We start from the raw sequence: 15,531 nt of genomic DNA, 5'->3' as shown, positions 1-15,531 counted from the left end.
TATTTTTTATGGATTTATGGTAAACTGAAGACAAGGCATACATAGAAAAAGGTGAATGCAATGTCGACGAAGCATGAACAAATTTTGCGCCACATTGAAGAGCTGGCTGTAGGTGAAAAAATTTCAGTTAGGCAAATTGCCAGAGCCCTCACGGTAAGTGAAGGGACTGCCTACAGAGCGATTAAGGAAGCTGAAAATAACAAACTTGTCAATACAATCGAGCGTGTCGGTACAGTGCGCATTGAAAAGAAGAAAAAAGAGAATATCGAGCGGCTGACATTTGCCGAAGTGGTGAATATAGTAGATGGCAGTGTGCTTGGCGGAAGTGGAGGCTTACACAAAACGCTGACTAAATTCCTGATCGGGGCGATGCAGCTGGAAGATATCCGCCGTTATATCGATGCAGGAAGCTTGCTTATAGTCGGGAACCGGCAAAAAGCACATCAATTAGCAATCAGTGAAGGGGCCGCGGTACTTGTAACGGGTGGTTTTGATACGACTGATGAAGTGAAAAAACTCGCCAATTCACTCGATTTGCCGGTCATCACGACCAGTTATGATTCGTTTACAGTTGCTACCATGCTCAACCGGGCGATATCCGACCAGATGATTGAAAAAGAAATTCTTCTCGTAGAAGATATTCAACATCAACTTCCCAATACTTCTACATTGTTCATACAAGAAACGGTTGGACAATTTAACGAACTGAGCCGCAGAACTTCCCACTCTGCGTTTCCAGTAATTGAACGGAATGGGAAAGTAGTAGGAATGGTTACATCCAAAGATGTTGTCGGAAAACAAGAATCCGAACCGATTGGAAAAGTCATGACTTCTTCACCGATCACGGCAACCGGAAAGATGAGTGTCGCTTCAGCTGGCCACATCATGGTGTGGGAAGGAATCGATTTACTCCCTGTCGTTACTGAGGCAGGGCAGCTGGATGGTGTTATTAGCAGGCAAGACGTGCTGAAAGCATTTCAATTGGCACAACGGCAGCCGCAGCAAGGTCAAACAATTGATGACATCGTAAAAAACCAAATGCATTCCGATACGGAAAACCCTCAAAATGTGGTTTTTGAAGTGGTTCCTCAGATGACCAACCAACTTGGTTCCTTGTCCTATGGAGCCCTGACCACATTGCTAGCTGAAACAGGCAACCGTGCCATCAAGCTCTATAAGCGGGGAGAAAGTGTTCCGGAGAACTTGTCAATCTACTTTATGAGACATGTCCAGCTTGGGAGTAAGGTAACTGTTGAACCTCATATTCTACATATGAGCCGCCGTGTTGTGAAAATGGATATTTCCTTATACTCAGAAGGTGATATGATTGGCAAAGCCCTAGTCACATATCAGTTATTGGAACGATAGAAAAACGCCGATGCATGAGCATCAGCGCTTGTTCAATTCTGTCTCTTCGTCCACGAATTTTTTGTAATACTGTACGGCTTTCCAGTTAAAGATGGATACATAGCCTCCGAGTACGATGAAAATTCCGGAGATTATGTAAGTCGTTACTCCGCCGAACAGCAACAGCTGATTGATACCGAAGGAGACGAGCAAGAGTCCTAAAAAAGTTCCCGCTTTTGACGCATACATCTTTTTACGGATCGGAAATACATGGCTTGTCCGGAACTGCCTCGTTTTAAAATAGAAGTAGAATACCGCCGAAGCAATAATCAAAAACACAAGTATGAAATTAAAAGTTTTCACAACATAGCCCTCCAAAAGAATCCAGCACTTCTTCTATTGTAGCGGCTTTACAGCACAAATGCGACCGCAATTCTTTAAATAATGGAGGAAATGGAAAATGAAAAGACAAATCATTGACACAATTGAACAGTATTCAACCATTATTATACATAGGCATGTCCGCCCGGATCCGGACGCATTTGGCTCACAGGTTGGGTTGAAAAAACTCATAGAAGCAAATTATCCTGAAAAAAATGTGTATGCGGCAGGGAGTGATGATGGCCAGCTGTCATTTTTGTCTGGTCAAGATCATGTTACCGATGACATGTATGAAGGTGCGCTAGTCATTGTCACGGATACAGCAAACACTGAGAGAGTAGATGGCCAGTCCTACAAGAAAGGGAGCTTTTTAGCAAAGATCGACCATCATCCGAATGTGGATCCATATGGGGATATCTTATGGATTGATACGGATGCGAGTTCTTGTTCGGAAATGATCTATGAATTATTTGTTGAAGGAAGAGATGTTAAAGGATGGAAGCTTCCTGACGAATCAGCTAGACTCCTGTTTGCAGGAATAGTAGGGGATACAGGACGGTTCATGTATCCGAGCGCGACTGGAAAAACGTTTGAAATTTCAAGTGAATTGATCAAGTATAATTTTGATCGCCAGCAGATCTTTGCTGGAATGTATGAAGTGGAACGAAATCTTCTTCACCTACAAGGGTATGTCTACCAGAATTTTTCCATAGATGAAAATGGAGCAGCGTACATTAAACTCACGAAAACAATATTGGATCAATTCAATGTGAAGGCGGAAGAAACCTCTTCACTCGTCAGTTCACTTGGAGATGTCAAAGGCATATGTGCCTGGTTGATTTTTGTTGAAGAGAAGGACCAGATCCGTGTCCGACTGCGTTCAAAAGGAATTGTCATCAACGGACTGGCTGCTGAATACGGTGGCGGCGGACATCCGCTTGCTGCAGGTGCCTCTGTGAAGAATTGGGAAGAAGCCGATAAAGTGATCCGGAAAGTACAAACGTTATGTGCACGTAACTAGTGAATGGAGGGATAGACAATGAAGCTTGTTTATCCGCAAATTATAACAGGTGCCGATTTGCTGAATGGCATTATAAAGCTTGACCGATTAGCTCCTCTTCTGCAAAGAAGAGGGGCTGTTTCAGCTGCAATTGTGAACTCGACCCTTTCTGGAATCCGCTCGTTTTGGAAAGTGATGAAGAAATATGGCATTCACCCTGTTATCGGACTCTCCGTAAAAATTGAATTATCAACTGGAGAAACGCCTTTATGTTACATCTATGCTGAAAACGAAATAGGTTTCCGTCAGTTATTAAAGATCAGTAGTGCTGCTGCAACAAGAGACGCTGCGAACTTACCTGAAAAATGGTTGAAATCCTATACCGCGAACTGTTCCGTTATTTTCCCGCTTACAGACCCCTCTTGGAAGGAAATCCGAACTGAAGAAACGCTCCAGCGATTGAAGAGGCACTGCGCTACCGAAAACCTGTATATAGGGATTTCAAGACCTGCAGGGTCCGTGCATCCTGAAGAAACGGTAATTGAACATCTAGCTGAAATAGAAGATTTGGCTATTGTGGCGTGCAGTGAAGCAAGGTTCATCGATCCTGAAGATGCCTTCAGTTTTGAAACAGCGCAAGCGATTCGCGAAGGCTACAAGCTGAATGACCCTGCACGTCCTGCCAATCTATACACGGACGCTTATGTACCTGAACAGCAAGTGCTGGAACAATGGTTTGCGGACAAACCACATTGGCTAGAGAAGGCGGCAGATGTGCTATTGGCTTGTGATGTCCAATTGCCGGAAAAACAATTACTCATGCCGAAGTTTCCTGTGGGCGAAGAAAGGTCTGCAGCGCAACTGCTTGAAGACCATTGTCGCACCGGTTTGCAAAAACGATTTTCTGAGATTTCCTCCGCATACGAAGAACGGCTCCGGTACGAATTGGATGTCATCGTGGACATGGGCTATCAGGATTATTTCTTAATCGTGGAAGATTTCATCGCTTATGCAAAACAACAAGATATTGAAGTTGGACCTGGCCGTGGATCCTCTGCCGGCTCGCTAGTTGCATTCTCGCTTGGGATCACTGCAGTAGATCCTTTGAAATACGGGCTGATTTTTGAGCGGTTTCTAAATAAAAGCAGAGTGACAATGCCGGATATTGACGTCGATTTTGCCGATACGCGAAGAATGGAAGTTGTCGAGTATGTCGCTCAAAAGTATGGGAAAGCACATGTAGCTCAAATTATTACATTTGGTACGTTATCAGCTAAATCCGTTGCGCGAAACACAGCTAGGGTATTCGGTTTTTCAAATGATGATATGTCGTTCCTATCTAAAGCATTGTCTGAAGCTCCCGGAAAAACACTTCACGAAAAAGTGAGTCAGTCCTCACAACTTAAAAAGTGGATTGAAAAAGAATCTGTCCGTGCCAGCTGGTACAAAGCGTCTCTGGCATTGGAAGGATTACCGCGAAACGCTTCAACACACGCTGCTGGAGTCATATTATCACCAACACCACTCGTTGAAACTGTTCCGCTTCAAAGTGGCGGGGACTCCATCTATTTAACGCAGTGGGCGATGAATGATTCGGAAGAAGCGGGACTGTTAAAAATGGATTTCCTCGGATTGCGTAATCTTACTTTGCTGGATAGGATACGAAAAATGATTCGTTTCCAAACTGGGGATGACCTTTCACTCGACACAATCCCTCTGCAAGATGAGGGAACGATGGAGTTGTTCAGGAAAGGGGACATGTCCGGGATTTTTCAATTTGAATCGCCCGGCATGAGGAAAGCGCTCCGTGAGATTTCCCCGGATGCATTCGAAGACATCTATGCAATCACCGCCTTATACCGTCCGGGTCCTATGGAAAATATCCCTCTATATAGCAGAAGGAAAAAGGGGATTGAGCCGATTCACTACATGCATCCCGCGCTGGAACCGATTTTGAAAGAGACCTATGGCATTATTGTTTACCAAGAACAGATTTTGCAGATCGCTGTTCAGATTGCAGGATTCACTTTAGGAGAAGCGGATTTATTACGGCGCGCGATCAGTAAAAAGAAGCGTGATGTGCTGATGCAGGAACGCGTCCATTTTACAGATAGTGCACAGCGAAACGGTTTTCCTAAAAGGATTGCTGGAGAAATTTATGATTTGATTGTCAAGTTCGCGGATTATGGATTTCCGAAGAGTCACGCAGTTGCCTACTCGTTGATTTCCTATCAGCTTGCCTATTTGAAGGCGAACAAACCTGAGTATTTCTATGCGGGATGCCTATCCGTGTTAGCGGGTTCTCCGGAGAAGACGGTGGAGTTCATGCGTGAAGTGAAAGCGAAGGGAATCCCTGTCCTTGGCCCTTCCATTACAAAAAGTCACTGGTCGGCGACTGCAGAAAATGGTTCCATCCGACTTGGTTTGAGTGCAGTAAAAGGAATCAGTTATCCGTTTTATACAATTCTGAAACGGGCACGGAAGCAAGAATTGAAATTAAAAACTCTATTTGATTTGTCTGTCGCACTCGGGGCCGAGAGTTTCACTGAAAAAACAATTCCTCCTCTCGTGAAGTCAGGAGCATTGGACGAATTCGGCCAAACGCGCGAAGTCCTCCTGGCTACAATAGAAGCAGCAAGAAAACATGCGCTCTTTGTTAGACCGTCAACTGATGAAACAGACCTCCTCGCTGGAATGATGAAAGGGATGGCGAGTCCTAAATATAGTCCCGGCGGAACGATGTCAGATATGCAGCGACTGGAATATGAGAAAGAGACACTCGGATTCTACTTATCAGAACATCCCATTGCTTCTTTTAAAAAGAAACTCTCTATTGAATCGGATACGATTGCAGACTCACTGGTGAAATCATCTGGAGCTAAAGTGGTGCTAGCAGGGCTTGTACTGGAATTGAAACGCATCCGGACAAAAAAAGGAGAAGCGATGGCGTTTCTCGAATTACAAGACGAGACTGGCGAAATTTCGTGCACGTTATTTCCGAGACAATATGCTGCTTGCAGCAGTGAGCTCAAGGAACAGTCATTCATCGTTTTTCAAGGTACTGTGGAAGTGAGGAACGGCAGGCCGCAGCTTGTCGTTCAGGAGATTGTGGCAGACTAATAGGATTTTTCACGCGCCTTTTTCTAGGGGCAAGAGTGCAGACCACTCCGTAACAAACAGAAAAATGATTTCCAGATATCACTTTACGGCAGGCGTGCTTTTTTGTATGCTAATAAAGGATAGTGGTCTGACCACTTTAAAATGCAGCATAAAAGGAGTTTGGACATGGAAAACACTCGTCCATCATCGAAACGGTTTTTGGATATTGTTTCGGATCTGCGTACGATCATTAAAGAAGAAGGTGCCGTCATTGGGGATAAGTTGCCTTCTGAACGTGTACTGGCGGATCGGTTGCAAGTGGGTAGATCCACAATTCGAGAAGCACTCCGAAGTCTGGAACTTCTTGGACTGATTGAAACAAGAAGGGGAGAGGGAACGTTTCTCGCTGACTATAAAAAGCATCAACTAGTGGAAATTCTTTCTACGTTCATTTTGCAAAATCCGCAATCATTGAAATACGTGGATGATACTCGACGGATTCATGAAAGAGCGGCTATTGAAAGTATCTCAAATGATGCAGAGCGAAGAACCCTGCCAGTTTGGGAAAGTTTTTTAGTGAAACTCAAAGGCACTGAACCGATTGTCAGGGAAGAATTGTTTCAAGAAATCGTCGTGATTTCAGGAAATCGTTTGTCGTTGAAAATTTGGTTCTTGTTGAAGCAATATAGCCGCGTTCCGTTCCATGAAGTTATGGCGGAAGAAGAAAGAGATGTTGCATCGAATTTACTCAATGAGATGATGAACGGCAACAGCCAGCTAGCCGTTATGCGGTATACGGAATGGCTTAACATTGTCAATGGTGAAAGAAGGGGCGAACAGGAATGCTAAGGGATCTATTTACAAATGTGAAAAAACAGCAGGCAATCATGCCGAATGCGAAGTCTAAAAGCGATGTACCTGAAGGGATTATGACGAAATGTCCATCATGCAAGCACGTTGAACCGACAAAAGAGTTGGGCAAGCTGCTTAAAGTTTGTCCTAAATGTGATTTCCATTTCAAAATGACTGCGCAAGAACGAATTGACTCGTTAATCGATGAAGGAACTTTCGTTTCCATGGATGACCATTTAGTAACTGAAAATCCATTGGAGTTTCCTGCATACGCAGCGAAAGTGAAAAAAGACGCGGAAAAAACGGGACTCAATGAAGCTGTGCTGACAGGTACTGGAAAGATTGATGGCAACGAGGTAGCGATTGCTGTCATGGACCCCCATTTTCGTATGGGATCCATGGGCTCAGTTGTAGGCGAAAAGATCACAAGAGCAGTAGAAAAAGCGACAGAGCTTGGGATTCCAATGCTTATTTTTTCTGCAAGTGGAGGTGCACGCATGCAAGAAGGTGTTCTGTCCCTAATGCAGATGGCCAAAACAAGTGTTGCGTTAAACCGTCACTCAGAAAAAGGACTTTTGTATATATCCATAATGACTTACCCGACAACTGGAGGAGTTTCAGCAAGTTTTGCTTCTGTCGGTGACATTAACCTTGCTGAACCAAAAGCACTCATTGGATTTGCAGGCCGCCGGGTGATTGAGCAAACTGTGAGGGAAAAGTTACCTGAAGACTTTCAAACGGCTGAATTCCTGCTGGCCCATGGTCAGTTGGATGCAGTGGTCCACCGTGTAGACTTGCAGGATATGCTATCCCGCATTATCCGACTTCATACGAAGGGGGAGGCGGCACAATGAAAAAGACCATGTCATTTGAAGAACCTATTATAAAATTACGAGAAAAAATCCAGGAACTAAAAGAGTTCACTGAAACGAACGAAGTCGATTTATCCGATGAGATCCGGAACTTGAATGATCGTTTAGCCAAGCTTGAAAACGATATCTATGGCAATATGGAAACGTGGGAACGTGTCCAAGTGGCGCGTCACCCTGAGCGCCCTACAACCTACGACTATATTGGAGAGTTATTCGTGGACTTCATCGAACTCCATGGGGACCGGGCTTTTGGAGATGATGCTGCGATAGTAGGCGGGATCGGTTCGTTTGATGGAGAACCGGTTACAATTATCGGCCATCAACGTGGAAAAGATACAAAAGAAAATGTGAAACGCACTTTTGGAATGCCGCATCCCGAAGGCTATCGAAAAGCGCTGCGACTTATGAAACAGGCTGAAAAGTTCAGAAGACCAATCATATGTCTGATCGATACAAAAGGGGCATACCCTGGACGCGCAGCAGAAGAGCGTGGACAAAGTGAAGCGATTGCTCGCAACCTTGTGGAAATGGCAAGTCTTACAGTTCCGGTTATCTCTATAGTTATTGGAGAAGGAGGAAGTGGCGGCGCACTGGCTCTAGGTGTTGCGAATCGGGTTTATATGCTTGAGCACTCTACCTATTCGGTCATTTCGCCGGAAGGCGCAGCTTCCATCCTTTGGAAAGATGCTGCTTATGCAAAAGAAGCGGCAGAAGCGATGAAAATCACTGCACCGGATTTGTTAAAGATGGAAATCATTGATGATATCATTCCGGAAGTATTAGGTGGAGGACATCGCGACCCGAAACAACAGGCGAAGAACATGAAAGTTGTTTTAGCAAATGCTCTTAGAGATTTAGGTAAGCTGGATGCGGATGGACTTGTTCAAGACCGTTATGATAAATTCAGGAGGATCGGTGTGTTCGCGGAGTGATGAGTGCAATTTGACTTTCCTGTAAGGAGGAGTTACGGATGAAGAAAATCGCTGTATTAACAAGTGGCGGAGACGCTCCTGGAATGAATGCTGCTGTACGTGCCGTCGTTCGGAAAGCGATTTATGAAGGGCTTGAAGTTGCAGGCGTTTACAACGGATACCAGGGATTGATCGATGGTAAAATCGAACTTTTGCAACTGGGGTCTGTAGGTGATATTATCCAGCGTGGCGGCACCATGCTGCGTTCAGCGCGTTGTCCGGAATTCACTACAATTGCAGGGCGTGAACAGGCGCTTAAGCAGCTGAAGTTGAATGGTATTGAAGGTGTGGTAGTCATTGGTGGGGACGGATCGTTCAGAGGTGCATTGGAATTATCGAAACTTGGAATTCCTTGTGCTTGTGTTCCGGCTACAATTGATAATGATATTAACGGAACGGACTTCACAATCGGTTTCGACACTGCGCTGAATACTGTCATCGATGCAATTGATAAAATAAGGGATACAGCAACATCACACGAGCGGACTTTCATCGTAGAAGTGATGGGGAGAAATGCCGGGGATTTAGCTCTTTGGGCAGGTCTTGCGGGCGGGGCGGAGACCATTCTCATCCCTGAAGAAACGTATGATTTACCGGATATCCTGGAACGTCTGAGAAGAGGGACGGAACGTGGTAAAAAGCATAGTATCATTATTGTCGCGGAAGGTGTAATGTCTGCTTCCTTGCTTGCCGAGAAGCTGAATACAGAAGAAGGCATTGATACACGTGTTTCCGTATTGGGTCATATCCAGCGCGGAGGCTCTCCATCTGCCAGGGATCGCGTTATTGCTAGCCAATTTGGCGCACGCGCAGTTGAAGCGCTGAAAAACGGCGGCAAAACCGTCGCAATAGGCATGAAAAATCAACAAGTCGTCGAATATAACTTAGCTCGTGTTTTTGATGAAGCTTCTGAATTTGAGAATGATATGTATACGTTATCTAAAGAATTATCTATTTGATGGAAATCAGTGAAAAGGAAGTGGTCCTAACCAATGAGAAAAACTAAAATCGTTTGTACAATCGGTCCGGCAAGTGAATCACCAGAACGTCTGGGGCAACTAATTGATGCAGGTATGAACGTGGCGCGCTTGAATTTCTCCCATGGAGATCATGACGAACACCTTCTACGCATAAAAGCGATCCGCAAAGTAGCTGCTGCTAAACAAAAGACTGTCGGGATTCTACTCGATACGAAAGGACCTGAAATTCGAACTCATTCAATGGAAAATGGTTTAATCGAATTGACAGCCGGTCAAAAGATTGACGTATCCATGCATGAAGTCGTTGGGACAAAAGAGCGATTCTCCATTACGTATGACCAGCTGATTGACGATGTGGATAAGGACGATACCATTCTTCTGGATGACGGTCTCGTTATGTTAAAAGTGCTCGGTAAAAGTGAAGCTGAAGGATTGATTCACACTGAAGTGATGAACTCGGGTGAACTGAAGAATAAAAAAGGCGTCAACGTACCGGGCGTTTCAGTACAGCTTCCTGGAATCACGGAAAAAGATAAGGAAGACATCCTTTTCGGTATTGCACAGGAGATCGATTTCGTAGCTGCTTCCTTCGTTCGACGTGCAGAAGATGTATTGGAAATACGGGAACTGTTAGAAAAAAATGCAGGTTCAAATATCCATATCATTCCAAAAATTGAAAACCAAGAAGGCGTTGATAATATTGACGCAATCATCGAAGTATCCGACGGTTTAATGGTCGCTCGAGGAGATCTTGGTGTTGAGATTCCTGCTGAAGAAGTACCAGTCATTCAAAAGCAGCTCATTAAAAAGTGTAATCAGGCAGGGAAACCTGTTATCACGGCGACACAGATGCTCGATTCGATGCAGCGGAATCCGCGTCCGACACGTGCTGAAGCGAGTGACGTGGCGAATGCGATTTTTGACGGTACTGACGCGATCATGCTGTCAGGTGAAACTGCAGCTGGTTTATATCCTGTAGAATCTGTAGAAACAATGGTTCGAATTGCTAACAAGATCGAAGAATCTTTCGATTACCGTTCGTTCATCTCAACGCGTCGCAGAGAAAAGCATGGTAACTTGACGGATGCCATTGGACAAGCTGCTGCCTACACTGCGATTAACTTGAATGTGAACGCTGTGATTGCACCTACTGAAAGCGGAACAACTGCCCGGATGATTTCAAAATATCGTCCTGGATGTCCTATCATTGCCGTAACATCTTCTGCGCAAGTCGCTCGCCGTCTCACACTTGTTTGGGGAGCGTATCCAATCGTTGGCAGACGTGTCAGTTCAATTGACTCGATTCTTGAAGAATCCGTCGAAGAAAGTGTTAAGCATAAATATGTGACGCACGGCGATGTTGTCATCATCACAGCGGGAGTCCCCGTGGGAGAAGCTGGAACTACCAATCTGATGAAGATCCATGTCATTGGTGATCTTCTTGCAAAAGGGCAAGGGATTGGGAAGTCAGTGGCCTATGGTCGAGCAATTGTCGCTCGCAGTGCAGCGGAAGCGGAAGCGTTCGATGCTGAAGGAGCAATCCTCGTGACGAACTCCACTGACCGTGATATGCTACCGGTACTTGAAAAGTGTTCCGGCCTCATTACCGAAGAGGGCGGACTAACAAGTCATGGGGCAATCGTAGGATTGAACTTGGGAATTCCAGTCATTGTCGGTGTGAAGAATGCAACTGAAATCATTAAGCATGATAAGGAAATTACGATGGACGCTGAAACTGGCGTTATCTATAAAGGTCATGCTAAAGTGCTATAAACAAAAACCGCTGCCTAATTTTAGGATAGCGGTTTTTCTCAAAGAGGAGACATGAAAATGAAATGGTTAGTACTTCTATTTTTGATCGTTCCTGCAAGTGAACTCACGTTACTTCTTGTTGTAGGAAACCAATTAGGCGTAATGCCGACTCTTGCGATTATTCTACTTACTGGAATCGGCGGCGCTTATTTAGCGAAAAAGCAAGGATTCAAGGCAATCACGGAATTCAGGGAACGAATTGCAGCCGGAGATGCACCAGGGCCCCCGATTATTGATGGATTGTGTATTTTTGCAGGGGGGTTGCTGTTACTTGTTCCAGGTTTCCTTACAGACATGATGGGTTTGCTGCTGCTTTTCAGTTGGCCAAGAAAAATGATTCGTCCGTTTATCATTCATCAAATTTACAAGAAAATGAAAAAAGGGACGCTTATCATTCGATGAACTTTGGATGGTTTCTGATTTTCATCGCTGTAAACAGGAGGAATGGCGTCAGCAAAATCCCAGGTATTCCAAAAAGGTAGAAAGAGCTTGCAGTGATTAGAAATGCATGGACAGGCTTTACCCGAAAAGTGGATGCCCACAAATAGGACTCAGCAATTTGCCGACTCACAAGTGTCAGTATATAAAGCAATAAGAGTGCTGAGCCGAAAATATATTCTCCAGTGTAAAAATAGAAGAGCATCATCGGCAATAGGAATAATCCGATTCCTAAAAATGGCAGACTATCTGCAAGAGATACAAGAAATGCAGTTCCGATAGGGGAAGAAAACGATAGGAAAAAGAAACCGATACACAACAGAAGAAATGTTAAACAGACGAGACGTGCCTCGATTGAAATGAAATGTCCGATAAGTTCACCGGATTTCTTGAAGAGTCGATGTGCCTGACGACGCATAGATGCCGGAAAATAGACGAGGAACCAAAATCGATCTTTTCCCGTTTCTCGGAGTGCAAAGAAAAAGGCGACTAGAAATATGAAGAGAGTGAACACTTGCTGAAAAAGGACTCCTGTAAAAGCGAAGGTATGTTCGATAAGTGTATGCCCCGCAGTGAGGACATGTTCTTTTAAAAACGTAATCGCGACCCCTGACCAATCCTGGTTGCCTGTATAAGGTTCCAAATGACGCTCTGCGATTGGTAATGTGTCCATTAAACCTTGTATAGCCATTGTGGAAATCCCGACTACCCCACTGATGATCACGGACATGGCGACTAAAGTGGAAAGTGTTCTAGGTAAACGCAGGATGTTGTTGGTAAAGTTCACCACAGGCGCGGCAAAGTACGCAAGAATGATTGCGATACCGGCGGGGGGGACGAGAAATATAAAAATTCCCCCGATAACTCCAGGTAGGAACGGCAATATATACTGTTTGTAAAACGATGTCTTATTCAATTTTTTTATTGGTTTTCACTCCGATTCTATAGATTTCCTGGAAATCGTATGCATTTTCATTCACAAAACCGACAAAGTTGATTATAATGAATTTTGTAAGCGTTTTTAGGCGGAAACAATATTAGCAGATTAGCCGAAGCCCCCTAACGTTAAATAAATCTACGGGTAGGTTAGACGGCTGCTGACTGAAGGAGAGAGTTTCATGACATCTACTAAAGGTTTAGAAGGAATTGTAGCGACACAATCCGCGATCAGTTCAATCATCGATGATACCCTTACATACGTCGGGTACGACATTGACGATCTTGCAAACAATGCAAGTTTCGAGGAAGTCGTCTATCTTCTCTGGCACCTGCGTCTACCAAAAGAACAAGAGCTAGCTGAATTGAAGCAGCAATTGGCAGACAACATGTCCGTGCCAGAAGAAGTTCTCGCTCATTTCAAAACGTATCCAATCAAAGACGTCCACCCAATGGCGGCATTGCGCACAGCAATCTCCTTATTAGGGTTATATGACGCGAACGCTGAAGATATGTCCAAAGAACAGAACTATCTGAAAGCGATTAAACTACAAGCGAAAATTGCAACTGTTGTTACTGCATTTGCACGTATTCGCAAAGGTCTTGAGCCTATAGCTCCAGATACAACACTGGGATATGCAGCAAACTTCCTTTACATGTTGAATGGCAAAAAACCTGAGCCAATCGAAGAGGAAGCTTTCAACAAAGCACTTGTCCTGCATGCAGATCATGAATTGAACGCATCCACGTTTACAGCTCGTGTTTGTGTGGCAACTCTTTCTGATATGTATTCAGGTGTTACAGCTGCAATCGGAGCTCTTAAAGGTCCATTGCACGGTGGTGCAAATGAGCAAGTCATGAACATGCTTATGGAAATTGGCGATGAAGACAAAGTGGACGAGTACATTCATAACAAACTCGCGAACAAAGAAAAGATCATGGGCTTTGGCCACCGTGTCTATCGTAAAGGGGATCCACGTGCCAAGCACCTTCGCGAAATGTCTGAAAAACTGACTGAACTTCGCGGAGAAGGCAAGTATTTCCGTATGTCCGAGCAAATTGAAAAAATCGTTACAGGTGAGAAGAAATTACCGCCAAACGTTGATTTTTACTCAGCTTCGGTTTATCATTCACTTGGGATCGATCACGATCTATTCACTCCGATTTTTGCGGTTTCCCGCATTTCAGGATGGATTGCACACATTCTAGAGCAGTATGAAAACAACCGTCTGATCCGTCCGCGTGCGGAATACATCGGACCTGATATGCAGAAATATGTGCCAATCGATCAGCGCTAATCAGCAAAAATCTTTGGGTCGGTATCTCAACATACCGGCCCTAAACTCATGAATTTGGGAGGAATTATAATGGCTAACGAAGGTAAAATCACAGTAACAAACGGTGTATTAAACGTTCCCGATCACGCAACAGTTCCATTCATCATTGGTGACGGAACAGGCCCGGATATCTGGCATGCAGCTTCTCGCGTTCTTGAAGGTGCAGTGGAAAAAGCTTACAACGGTAAACGTAAGCTAGTTTGGAAAGAAGTGTTGGCAGGAGAGAAAGCTTTCAACGAAACTGGAGAATGGCTTCCACAAGCGACACTTGATACGATCGAAGAATACCTGATTGCGATTAAAGGTCCATTGACTACTCCAATTGGCGGTGGATTCCGTTCATTGAACGTAGCACTTCGTCAAGAACTCGATCTCTATACATGTTTGCGTCCAGTACGTTACTTCGAAGGTGTACCTTCACCAGTGAAACGTCCTGAAGATTGTGATATGGTCATCTTCCGTGAGAACACAGAAGACATTTATGCAGGAATCGAGTATAAAGAAGGTTCTGACGAAGTCAAGAAACTTATTAAATTCCTTCAAGACGAGCTGGATGTTAAAAATATCCGTTTCCCTGAAACTTCTGGACTCGGCATTAAGCCGATTTCTGAAGAGGGTACTAAACGCCTCGTCCGCGGTGCTTTGAATTATGCTATCAAAGAAGGACGCAAATCATTGACTCTTGTCCACAAAGGAAACATCATGAAATTCACAGAAGGCGCATTCAAAAACTGGGGATATGAAGTGGCTGAAGAAGAATTCGGCGACAAAGTATTCACATGGAACGAATATGACCGGATTAAAGAAGAAAAAGGCACGGACGCTGCAAACAAAGCGCAATCTGACGCTGAAGCTGCAGGTAAAATCATCGTTAAAGATTCCATCGCTGATATCTTCCTTCAGCAGATCTTGACGCGTCCGAAGGAATTCGACGTTGTTGCAACGATGAACTTGAATGGTGACTACGTTTCAGATGCTCTTGCTGCACAAGTAGGCGGTATCGGAATCGCACCAGGCGCTAACATCAACTACCTGACTGGACACGCAATCTTTGAAGCTACTCACGGTACTGCACCGAAGTACGCGGGACTTGACAAAGTGAACCCATCGTCTGTAATCCTTTCTGGAGTTATGATGCTGGAGCACCTTGGCTGGAACGAAGCTGCAGACATGATCACGAAGTCGATCGAAAAGACGATTGCTTCTAAAGTGGTCACATATGACTTCGCCCGTTTGATGGAAGGCGCAACTGAAGTGAAGACTTCTGAGTTCGCTGACGAGCTAATCAAAAACCTGTAAGTTTACGAAACGTATTCGACAGGTACACAATAAGTAAGAAACAAAAAGCAGAGGTTCAATCGTAGCCTCTGCTTTTTGTTTATATAAAAATAGGTTGACAGGGTTGATTTCTTTTATATTTGGTTGTTAGTTGTGGATAGTGGGTAGTTGCAAACTCGTTGATTGGAGTGGAAGGTGACGAGTGAAGTGCTCCTTGCGCTGCGCTTT

Annotated in this window: 13 protein-coding genes; 11 read left to right on the top strand and 2 right to left on the bottom strand. The window is 44.5% G+C overall.

What is annotated here, in order from left to right; all coding sequences use genetic code 11:
• Positions 1 to 60 precede the first annotated feature (60 nt).
• Positions 61 to 1,368 carry a DRTGG domain-containing protein gene (locus tag ABE021_RS12535; RefSeq protein WP_430289071.1) on the top strand — a complete coding sequence of 436 codons (1,308 nt, stop codon included), beginning with the start codon at positions 61 to 63 and terminating at the stop codon, positions 1,366 to 1,368.
• Positions 1,369 to 1,389: 21 nt separating this feature from the next.
• Here ABE021_RS12535 and ABE021_RS12530 read toward each other — a convergent pair whose 3' ends face one another.
• On the bottom strand, positions 1,390 to 1,710 hold the full coding sequence (locus ABE021_RS12530; protein ID WP_430289069.1) for a YtpI family protein: 321 nt from the start codon (positions 1,708 to 1,710) through the stop codon (positions 1,390 to 1,392).
• A 97-nt stretch (positions 1,711 to 1,807) separates the two neighbouring features.
• Between ABE021_RS12530 and ABE021_RS12525 the strand changes: the two genes are divergently transcribed.
• The 8 genes from ABE021_RS12525 to ABE021_RS12490 all read left to right on the top strand — a co-directional run bounded on the left by ABE021_RS12525 (position 1,808) and on the right by ABE021_RS12490 (position 11,716).
• The gene (locus ABE021_RS12525; RefSeq protein WP_430289067.1) at positions 1,808 to 2,749 is read left to right on the top strand and encodes a DHH family phosphoesterase; all 942 of its coding nucleotides are present in this window, start codon (positions 1,808 to 1,810) and stop codon (positions 2,747 to 2,749) included.
• Positions 2,750 to 2,767: 18 nt separating this feature from the next.
• Complete coding sequence (locus ABE021_RS12520) at positions 2,768 to 5,848, top strand: DNA polymerase III subunit alpha (protein ID WP_430289065.1); 3,081 nt, start codon at positions 2,768 to 2,770, stop codon at positions 5,846 to 5,848.
• 165 nt (positions 5,849 to 6,013) lie between these two features.
• Complete coding sequence (locus ABE021_RS12515) at positions 6,014 to 6,676, top strand: FadR/GntR family transcriptional regulator (protein ID WP_430289064.1); 663 nt, start codon at positions 6,014 to 6,016, stop codon at positions 6,674 to 6,676.
• Positions 6,670 to 7,533 (top strand): acetyl-CoA carboxylase, carboxyltransferase subunit beta, encoded by an 864-nt coding sequence (gene accD, locus ABE021_RS12510; RefSeq protein ID WP_430289062.1) that lies wholly within the window; start codon positions 6,670 to 6,672, stop codon positions 7,531 to 7,533. The genes ABE021_RS12515 and accD overlap by 7 nt, the downstream gene beginning before the upstream one ends.
• Positions 7,530 to 8,483 (top strand): acetyl-CoA carboxylase carboxyltransferase subunit alpha, encoded by a 954-nt coding sequence (locus ABE021_RS12505; RefSeq protein ID WP_430289060.1) that lies wholly within the window; start codon positions 7,530 to 7,532, stop codon positions 8,481 to 8,483. Before accD ends, ABE021_RS12505 begins: the two co-directional genes overlap by 4 nt.
• 38 nt (positions 8,484 to 8,521) lie before the next feature.
• On the top strand, positions 8,522 to 9,481 hold the full coding sequence (gene pfkA / locus ABE021_RS12500; protein WP_430289059.1) for a 6-phosphofructokinase: 960 nt from the start codon (positions 8,522 to 8,524) through the stop codon (positions 9,479 to 9,481).
• A 33-nt stretch (positions 9,482 to 9,514) separates the two neighbouring features.
• Positions 9,515 to 11,275: a pyruvate kinase gene (gene pyk, locus ABE021_RS12495; RefSeq protein WP_430289058.1), complete on the top strand. Its 1,761-nt coding sequence runs from the start codon at positions 9,515 to 9,517 to the stop codon at positions 11,273 to 11,275.
• Between the two features lie 57 nt (positions 11,276 to 11,332).
• Positions 11,333 to 11,716: an FxsA family protein gene (locus ABE021_RS12490; RefSeq protein ID WP_430289056.1), complete on the top strand. Its 384-nt coding sequence runs from the start codon at positions 11,333 to 11,335 to the stop codon at positions 11,714 to 11,716.
• Here the strand turns inward: ABE021_RS12490 and ABE021_RS12485 are convergent.
• On the bottom strand, positions 11,706 to 12,635 hold the full coding sequence (locus ABE021_RS12485) for an AI-2E family transporter (protein ID WP_430289135.1): 930 nt from the start codon (positions 12,633 to 12,635) through the stop codon (positions 11,706 to 11,708). The genes ABE021_RS12490 and ABE021_RS12485 overlap by 11 nt on opposite strands.
• 235 nt (positions 12,636 to 12,870) lie before the next feature.
• Between ABE021_RS12485 and citZ the strand changes: the two genes are divergently transcribed.
• A complete protein-coding gene (citZ, locus tag ABE021_RS12480; protein WP_430289054.1) occupies positions 12,871 to 13,986 on the top strand; it encodes a citrate synthase in 1,116 nt (371 codons plus the stop codon).
• A 69-nt stretch (positions 13,987 to 14,055) separates the two neighbouring features.
• Positions 14,056 to 15,324, top strand: coding sequence for an NADP-dependent isocitrate dehydrogenase (gene icd / locus ABE021_RS12475; RefSeq protein ID WP_430289053.1), 1,269 nt, complete (start codon positions 14,056 to 14,058; stop codon positions 15,322 to 15,324).
• The last annotated feature ends 207 nt before the right edge of the window (positions 15,325 to 15,531 follow it).

It is taken from the genome of Sporosarcina gallistercoris (assembly GCF_050459885.1).
GTDB classification, from domain to species: Bacteria; Bacillota; Bacilli; order Bacillales_A; family Planococcaceae; genus Sporosarcina; species Sporosarcina gallistercoris_A.
The sequence above is the reverse complement of the archived record's forward strand: the minus strand, read 5'-3'. Positions and strand labels throughout refer to the sequence as shown.

Excerpts from the sequence above, each read along its gene's own strand:
- ABE021_RS12515 (WP_430289064.1), top strand. The coding sequence starts at position 6,014 with ATGGAAAACACTCGTCCATCATCGAAACGGTTTTTGGATATTGTTTCG.
- ABE021_RS12490 (WP_430289056.1), top strand. The coding sequence starts at position 11,333 with ATGAAATGGTTAGTACTTCTATTTTTGATCGTTCCTGCAAGTGAACTC.
- ABE021_RS12525 (WP_430289067.1), top strand. The coding sequence starts at position 1,808 with ATGAAAAGACAAATCATTGACACAATTGAACAGTATTCAACCATTATT.
- pyk (WP_430289058.1), top strand. The coding sequence starts at position 9,515 with ATGAGAAAAACTAAAATCGTTTGTACAATCGGTCCGGCAAGTGAATCA.
- icd (WP_430289053.1), top strand. The coding sequence starts at position 14,056 with ATGGCTAACGAAGGTAAAATCACAGTAACAAACGGTGTATTAAACGTT.
- pfkA (WP_430289059.1), top strand. The coding sequence starts at position 8,522 with ATGAAGAAAATCGCTGTATTAACAAGTGGCGGAGACGCTCCTGGAATG.
- ABE021_RS12505 (WP_430289060.1), top strand. The coding sequence starts at position 7,530 with ATGAAAAAGACCATGTCATTTGAAGAACCTATTATAAAATTACGAGAA.
- ABE021_RS12520 (WP_430289065.1), top strand. The coding sequence starts at position 2,768 with ATGAAGCTTGTTTATCCGCAAATTATAACAGGTGCCGATTTGCTGAAT.
- accD (WP_430289062.1), top strand. The coding sequence starts at position 6,670 with ATGCTAAGGGATCTATTTACAAATGTGAAAAAACAGCAGGCAATCATG.
- ABE021_RS12535 (WP_430289071.1), top strand. The coding sequence starts at position 61 with ATGTCGACGAAGCATGAACAAATTTTGCGCCACATTGAAGAGCTGGCT.
- citZ (WP_430289054.1), top strand. The coding sequence starts at position 12,871 with ATGACATCTACTAAAGGTTTAGAAGGAATTGTAGCGACACAATCCGCG.